This window comes from Pseudomonas sp. HMWF006, assembly GCF_003061205.1.
In the GTDB taxonomy this organism is placed as follows: domain Bacteria; phylum Pseudomonadota; class Gammaproteobacteria; order Pseudomonadales; family Pseudomonadaceae; genus Aquipseudomonas; species Aquipseudomonas monsensis.
On sequence record NZ_QAIU01000431.1, the window covers coordinates 1 to 7,267 of the forward strand.

At 60.7% G+C, this 7,267-nt stretch carries 5 protein-coding genes; 1 reads left to right on the forward strand and 4 read right to left on the reverse strand.

Annotation, left to right across the window (positions count from 1 at the left end; genetic code table 11):
* On the forward strand, nt 1–1,993 hold a 1,993-nt coding region (locus tag DBR24_RS18115; RefSeq protein ID WP_128615436.1), incomplete at its 5' end, for a TonB-dependent siderophore receptor.
* A gap of 102 nt (nt 1,994–2,095) precedes the next feature.
* On the opposite strand, the gene DBR24_RS18120 is transcribed toward DBR24_RS18115, so the two are convergent.
* The 4 genes from DBR24_RS18120 to DBR24_RS18135 all read right to left on the reverse strand — a co-directional run.
* Nucleotides 2,096–2,308 (reverse strand): hypothetical protein, encoded by a 213-nt coding sequence (locus tag DBR24_RS18120; protein WP_123470593.1) that lies wholly within the window; start codon nt 2,306–2,308, stop codon nt 2,096–2,098.
* A 245-nt stretch (nt 2,309–2,553) separates the two neighbouring features.
* Complete coding sequence (gene aguA, locus DBR24_RS18125) at nt 2,554–3,660, reverse strand: agmatine deiminase (protein WP_123470591.1); 1,107 nt, start codon at nt 3,658–3,660, stop codon at nt 2,554–2,556.
* Between the two features lie 5 nt (nt 3,661–3,665).
* The gene (aguB, locus tag DBR24_RS18130; protein WP_128615437.1) at nt 3,666–4,544 is read right to left on the reverse strand and encodes an N-carbamoylputrescine amidase; all 879 of its coding nucleotides are present in this window, start codon (nt 4,542–4,544) and stop codon (nt 3,666–3,668) included.
* Between the two features lie 305 nt (nt 4,545–4,849).
* Nucleotides 4,850–7,267 (reverse strand): aminotransferase (locus DBR24_RS18135; RefSeq protein ID WP_256591607.1); only part of this gene is annotated, 2,418 nt, incomplete at its 5' end.

Sequence of the window (7,267 nt, forward strand, 5' to 3'; positions counted from 1 at the left end):
GATCAGCGCCGAAGCACTGGCCGATGACCCGCGCGTGAAGATCAGCAGCACCGCGACTCGCACCTCGACCCCGCTGCGCTACGTGCCTCAGGCCATTGATTCGATCAAGACGTCGAACGTCGCCAACTACGGCACCAATGACATCGGCGACGCCTTGAGCGGTATGCCCAACGTCAGCAGCAGCGCCGATACGCGCTTCGACAGCCTGCGCATTCGCGGTTTCGACGCCAGCAACGACTTCTACCTGGACGGCATCCGCGACGACAGCCAGTACAAACGCGATTTGCATAACATCGAGCGCGTCGAAGTGCTCAAGGGCCCGGCCGCGGTGCTGTATGGCCGCGGCAGTCAGGGCGGGATCGTCAACCGCGTCAGCAAGATGCCGGAATTCGGCCGCCGCTCGACCCTCGAGGCCCAGCTCGGCAGTGAAGACCTGCGCAGCCTGTACGCCGATCTCAGCGCCGATCCCAGCGAAAACCTCAGCCTGCGCCTGAACATGGGCAACATGGATGAAAACAGTTTCCGCGATGGCGTCAGTGGCAACCGCCAACTGTTCGCGCCGTCGATGAGCTGGCAACTGACGCCCGACCTGAACTGGCTGGTGCAGTACGAATACAGCCGCTACAACCGCACCCCGGATCGCGGTATCCCCGGCATCAACGGCCGCCCGGCCGATGTCGGTCGCGACACGACTTACGGCAACGGCCACGACTTCATCGACGACAAGTCCCAATCGCTGCGCTCAAAACTCACCTACGCAATCAACGACGACTGGCAACTGCGCCAGACCCTCGGCGTGTTCAAGCTCGACAGCGATTTCGACAACACCTACCTCACCGGTTTCGACAAGAAAACCAACAAGGTCACGCGCCAGCACTGGCAGCAGGACCTGACCACCCGCAATGTCTATAACAACGTCGAACTGGAAGGTGGATTCGATACGTTCGGGCTCGAGCATCGCCTGCTGACCGGGATCGAGATCGGCAGCCAGCGTCGCGATCCGACGCTGTATAACGCCGCTACGTCCGGCCCCGGCAGTTCCGCAGTGCCGGCACTCGACCTGAACAACCCTGACCGCAATCTGCGCCACACCGGGCGCATGCAGGTGTCCAGCGACAGCCACACCGAGGTCGAAAGCCGCGCGGTGTACGTGCAGGATCAACTGCGTCTCAACGATCAATGGCAACTGCTCGCCGGCTTGCGCTACGACACTTTCGATATCGAGTCGACCAACAAGCTGCGCAACATTTCCGAAGACCGTGACAGCCACAGCACCAGCCCGCGCGTGGGCCTGGTCTGGACGCCATTGCAGAATCACTCCTTCTACGCGTCCTGGTCCAAGACCTTCTCGCCGGTGGGCGGTGGTCTGATCGGCATCACCCCGGGCGCGGCCGGCAACAGCAATGACCTGAGCCCGGAGTTGACCAGACAGAAAGAGATCGGCGTGAAGAGTGACTGGCTCGATGATCGCCTCAGTACCACGCTGGCGATCTATGACCTGGAGCTCTACAACCGCCGTACGACGGATCCGAACGATCCGACCCTGACCATCATGACCGGCGTTCAGCGTTCACGGGGTATCGAGTTGACCGCCACCGGCAACATCGTCGGCCACTGGTACATGCGCGGCGGCGTCGGTATGCAGGACGCGAAGATCGAGAAGGACAACAACGGTCTTGAAGGCAAGCGCATCAACAACGTCGCCAAACACAACGCCAGCCTGTTCCTGACCTGGAAGCCGGAAATGGGCTGGTACGGTGAAACCGGTCTGACCCTGGTCGGCCAGCGCTACGCCGACAATGCCAACACCACGGTGCTGCCGGGTTACGGCCGCTGGGATGCCTTGGCCGGTTATCGCTTCAAGGATTGGGATGTACGTGCGGCGTTGAACAACATCACCGATCGCGAGTATTACGATTCGGCGACCAGCCAGTATCAGATCCAGCCTGGCGCACCGCGCAGCGTCGTGATGACCGGCACCTATTCCTTCTGATCCAACGCAACACCTGCAGGCTCACTCCGACAATATTTTTGTATCGTGCATAAAAAAGCGCTGCCATCCCGGCAGCGCTTTTACCAATCCCTGTTGTTTTTCTTATCCTTCCAGTACAGCCCACAACGCATCCAGCTCGGCCTCGCTGAACAGACCAGCGGGGTAACGCTCGATCATCATCCGGCGCGGATCAGGTTCCCTGATCTGACGCGTTCCATTGGATTTCAACCAGTGCGCGACAATCTGGAGCGATTCGCTGTTTACGGCCATGGGATGCAAAGTCCGCTCGCTGACTACGTTCACTTCGGCGTTCATTTCAGCGCTCTCTCCCCGTTCGTGAGCGGCTACGTTATCCAAGGTTTATGACAGAACTGTTGAAGTTCTCCCCCCTCCCTAGTGTCCTTTGTCGGATACAAGAGCTATGCCAAGGTTTCTGATTTGTCGACAAGCGGATACAAAAAAGCCCGCAGTCCAATCGGGCTGCGGGCTTGTGCACGTGCATAGCGAGCTAATCGTTTTCCGGTTGATTTGCTAATCAACTCAAGCTGTTACGACTCAACTCACTCTTTGTGCGGCGCGGGTTGCTGTTGGGTAAGGCAGTGGATATTGCCGCCCCCCAGTAACAGTTCGCGGCCCGGCACCATCACCACTTCGTGCTGCGGAAACAGGTTCTGCAGAATTTCCCGGGCCGGGGCATCCATCGGGTCGTCGAAACTCGGCGCGATGATGCCGCCGTTGACGATCAGGAAGTTCACGTAGGAACCGGCCAGACGCACGGACGGGTTACGCTCCTGCGTACCGTCCACCGGATCGACCCCGGCGCATTCTTCTTCGGTTGCATACAGCGGGCCCGGAATCGGCATTTTGTGCACCGTGAACGAGCGCCCCTTGGCATCGGTGCTGTTTTGCAGCACGTTCATCGCCGCCTGGCAGCGCGGGTAGTTCGGATCCTGCGGATCGTCGGTCCACGCCAGCAATACTTCGCCCGGACGCACATAGCAGCAGAAGTTATCCACATGGCCGTCGGTTTCATCGTTGAACAGACCGTCCGGCAGCCAGATGATCTTATCCACAGCCAGGTTGGCGCTCAGCACCGCTTCGATTTCTTCGCGGCCCAGATGCGGATTGCGATTGCGGTTGAGCAGGCATTCTTCGGTGGTGATCAGCGTGCCTTCGCCGTCGACGTGAATCGAACCGCCTTCGAGCACAAAACCTTCAGTGCGGTAACGCGGGCTGCGTTCGATCTCGAGGATCTTGCCACCGACCTGCGAATCACGGTTCCACGGCGAGTACAGGCCACCGTCGAAACCGCCCCAGGCATTGAAGTCCCAGTTCACACCGCGCACTTCACCGCTGTTGTTGATGACGAAGGTCGGGCCGCTGTCGCGCACCCAGGCGTCATCGCTGGACATCTCGACCACGCGGATGTTGGGCACGTCGAGGCGGGCGCGGGCGTTTTCATACTGGCCGGCGGACACGGCAACGGTCACCGGTTCGAAACGGGCAATGGCTTTGGCCACGGCTGCGTGTGCGGCTTGCGCCGGCTTGCCGCCCAGACGCCAGTTGTCCGGGCGCTCGGGCCAGATCATCCAGGTTTGCGTTTGCGGCGCCCACTCGGCCGGCATGTAGAAGCCATCGGCGCGCGGGGTACTTTTCAAGGTGGTCATCGGGATCAGGACTCCAGGGAACCGTCGAGGGTTTTCAACGCGCCGTACAGATTCGGCCGGCGGTCACGGAACGAACCCCACGCGCTGCGAATATGTTCGAGCTCGTCGAGGTTGAAAGTGTGCACAAGAATACCTTCTTCGGTTTTATTCAGCTCCTGCACTTTTTCGCCGAACTGGTTGGCGATGAACGAAGAGCCATAGAACGTGATGTCGTAGCCGTCCTGTTCTTCGTTGCCGATGCGGTTACTGGCGATCAACGGCATCAGGTTGGCACCGGCATGCCCCTGCTGCACACGCTGCCAGTGATCACGGGACGAAATGGTTTTGTCGTGCGGTTCACTGCCGATAGCCGTCGGATAGAAGAGGATTTCCGCACCTTGCAGCGCCATGCTGCGCGCAGCCTCGGGAAACCACTGATCCCAGCAGATGCCCACGCCGATCTTCGCGTAGCGGGTGTTCCACACCTTGAAACCGGTGTCGCCCGGGTTGAAGTAATACTTCTCGTGGTAACCCGGGCCGTCCGGAATGTGGCTTTTGCGATAAATCCCGAGGTTGCTGCCGTCGGCATCGAGGATCGCGATGCTGTTGAAACGCGCACGGCCGGCACGCTCGTAGAAGCTGATCGGCAATACCACTTGCAGCTCTTTGGCGACCTTCTGGAAATGCTTGATCGCAACGTTCTCTTCTACGGTCGTGGCCAGTTGCAGATAGTCCGGATTCGGCTTCTGGCAGAAGTACGGCGCCTCGAACAGCTCCTGGATCAGGATGATCTGCGCGCCTTTGGCAGCGGCTTCGCGCACCAGTTTTTCGGCGGTTTCGAGGTTGGCTTCCAGATCCCACGAACAGGCCATCTGCGTGGCGGCGACGGTAACGATACGGCTCATGAATCCTCTCCGGGCAAGTGCTTTGACGGTCGAGAATTCGACCGAAAGAAAAAACGCGCGCACCGGAATGAGATCGCCATGCCGGAGCAATGGCGACTTTATAACCGATAAATATCGACTTTAAAAGCCAACAGAATGCCGCTTATCGACATTGACGCAATTAAAGTCGATATAAATCGAACTGAAGCCTGAGATAAATGTGGGAGCGGGCTTGCCCGCGAAAGCACTGGATCAGTCACCAAACAGGCCGACTGATACACCGCGTTCGCGAGCAATCCCGCTCCCACAGGGAGGATCTGCAGCGTTTACAAGCCTTCAGCGAGGACCCGATCAAGCATGTCGACGAAGAAATCCACGCTCTGACGTGAGGTCACCATCGGCGGTTTGATCTTGAGGACGTTGAGGTAGTCGCCGGTCGGTTGCATGAAAATCCCCAGTTCACGCAGGCGATCACACAGCCGCGCGGTTTCCTCGGTTGCCGGTTCCAGCGTCTCGCGGTGACGGACCAACTCCAGCCCCAGATAAAACCCGGAACCATGCACCGCGCCCACCAGCGGATGTTTATCGATCAACGCTTCGAGCCGTGCCTTGAAATGGCCACCGACCGTCCGGGCGTTTTCCCAGAGTTTTTCTTCTTCCATTACATCGAGCACTGCCATGCCGATCTGGCAACTCACCGGGCTGCCACCGGCCGAGGAGAAGAAATAACCTTCCGCTTCCAGCGCTTCAGCGATGTCTCGACGCGTGATCACCGCGCCCAGTGGCTGGCCGTTACCCATGCCCTTGGCCATGCAGATGATGTCCGGCACAACGCCCTGTTCTTCGAAGCCCCAGAAGAAATGACCCATGCGCCCGTAACCGACCTGCACCTCATCGGCGATGCACACACCACCACGGGCTCGCACCAGTGCATAGACCTGTTTCAGATAACCCGGTGGCAGCGAGATACCGCCGGCATTGCCGTACACCGGCTCGCAGATGAACCCGGCCAATTGGCGTTGTTGCCCGGCAATTTTCTCAAGCTGATGTTCGACGCTGCGCACGTAGTCAGGTGCTGAATCGAGGCCGCGGAATTCACCGCGATAGACGTTCGGCGCGGTCACCGGATGAACCCAGTCCGGACGACTTTCCAGGGCCTTCGGGTTGTCGGCAATCGAGGTCGACACGGCATCGGCACCGACCGTCCAGCCGTGGTAACCCTCCAGCACGCTGAGTATGTCGCGCCCACCGCTGTAGGCCCACGCCAGACGAATCGCGAGGTCATTGGCCTCGCTGCCGCTGTTGACCAGAAACACCCGATCCATGCCCTCCGGTGCCAGTTTCAGCAAGCGCTCGGAAAACTCGGCGACCGCCGCGTAGTTGAACCGGGAGTTGGTATTGAGCAGCGACCATTGCCGGCTCGCCACCGCCGCCATGCGCGGATGGCCATGCCCCAGCACCGCGACATTATTGAGCATGTCGAGGTAGGAGCGGCCCTGCATGTCGATCAGGTGATTGCGCCAGCCGCGCTCGATGCGCGGCGGGTCGACGTAATAGTGTTTTTGCGTGCGGGCGAAACTGGCGTCACGCCGCGCCAGCAGGGTTTTCGCATCCAGCTCCGGCTCGGCATCACAGGCCAGCCCGAGCAACGCGGCCGGCGACGGACACAATGCCTGCCACGCCGCCGCCCGGGCCGGCGTGCAGAACAGCGGGGCCGCCAGCTGCGCACCGCGACACAACTGCACGAGCAACGGGCCACTGACCGCGCCCAGCACCTGCCCCTTGACCAGCGCTGCGCCGCTTTGCAGCGAGGGCGTGACACCCCACAAGCGCACGCTGAGTTGCGGGCCGTCCAGCTGCAGTGCTCCCCCGGCCGTTTGATGCAGCACACCGGCAAACGGCGATTCCACCGCAGTGCCGTTCGGTACACGCAACTCGACATGCAACGGGAAAGTGTCCGGTTCGTCGGCACTGTCAGGGCGGGTGCGCGACAAACGGTATTGCCCGTAACGGCTTGCCGCCAGGCCATGTGCCGTCGCCGCTTCCGTCAGCAACCGCTGGTCAATACCGTCCTGTTCCCAGTTACCCGCTTCGAAATGCGGGCTCAGCACCCCCAGATCGATCAGCGCGAATTCCCGCCCGACCAGGCCCGGCAACAACGGCGCAAAACCTTCACTGTCGATGACCGGCAAGGCCTGGCCGACGGCGCTGAGGATTGCCGCCTCCATCAGCGCCAGCGGTACCGAAGTGGCGACGTGGAAGATTTCCCACTCATGGACAAGGTTGTCGCGGCTGTAATGGTTGCCGGGGTCGATGCTGACCTGCTGTTCGCCACTGAGCACCAGCACCGCCGCGCGGGCCACGATCAAGGGCCACAACGCCTGAAGTTCTTCGTGTTGCAGCGGATTGACCGCGTGATAGGCCTGAATCGCCGGCAAGATGACAAAAGGATCGCCACCGGCGTGATGCAATAGCGCGGCGCAGGTCACCGACAGATCGGTGATGCGCCAGGTGCGCACCAGATCGCCGAAGTCGATCACCCCCTGCAATTGCCAGTGCCGCTGCGCATCGCGCTGCCAGACGGCGTTGTCGTCGGTGATGTCCATGTGGATCGCCTGCACCGGCAGCTTGTCCTGCAACGGCTGCAGTCGGCGCTCGGCCTGTTCGGCGGCGTCGGCGATCAGGGCACGCTGCGATTCGTCCTTGATCACCGGCAACAAATGACTGATCAACGCACTGGCGTG

Excerpts from the sequence above, each read along its gene's own strand:
- DBR24_RS18120 (WP_123470593.1), bottom strand. The coding sequence starts at position 2,308 with ATGAACGCCGAAGTGAACGTAGTCAGCGAGCGGACTTTGCATCCCATG.
- aguA (WP_123470591.1), bottom strand. The coding sequence starts at position 3,660 with ATGACCACCTTGAAAAGTACCCCGCGCGCCGATGGCTTCTACATGCCG.
- aguB (WP_128615437.1), bottom strand. The coding sequence starts at position 4,544 with ATGAGCCGTATCGTTACCGTCGCCGCCACGCAGATGGCCTGTTCGTGG.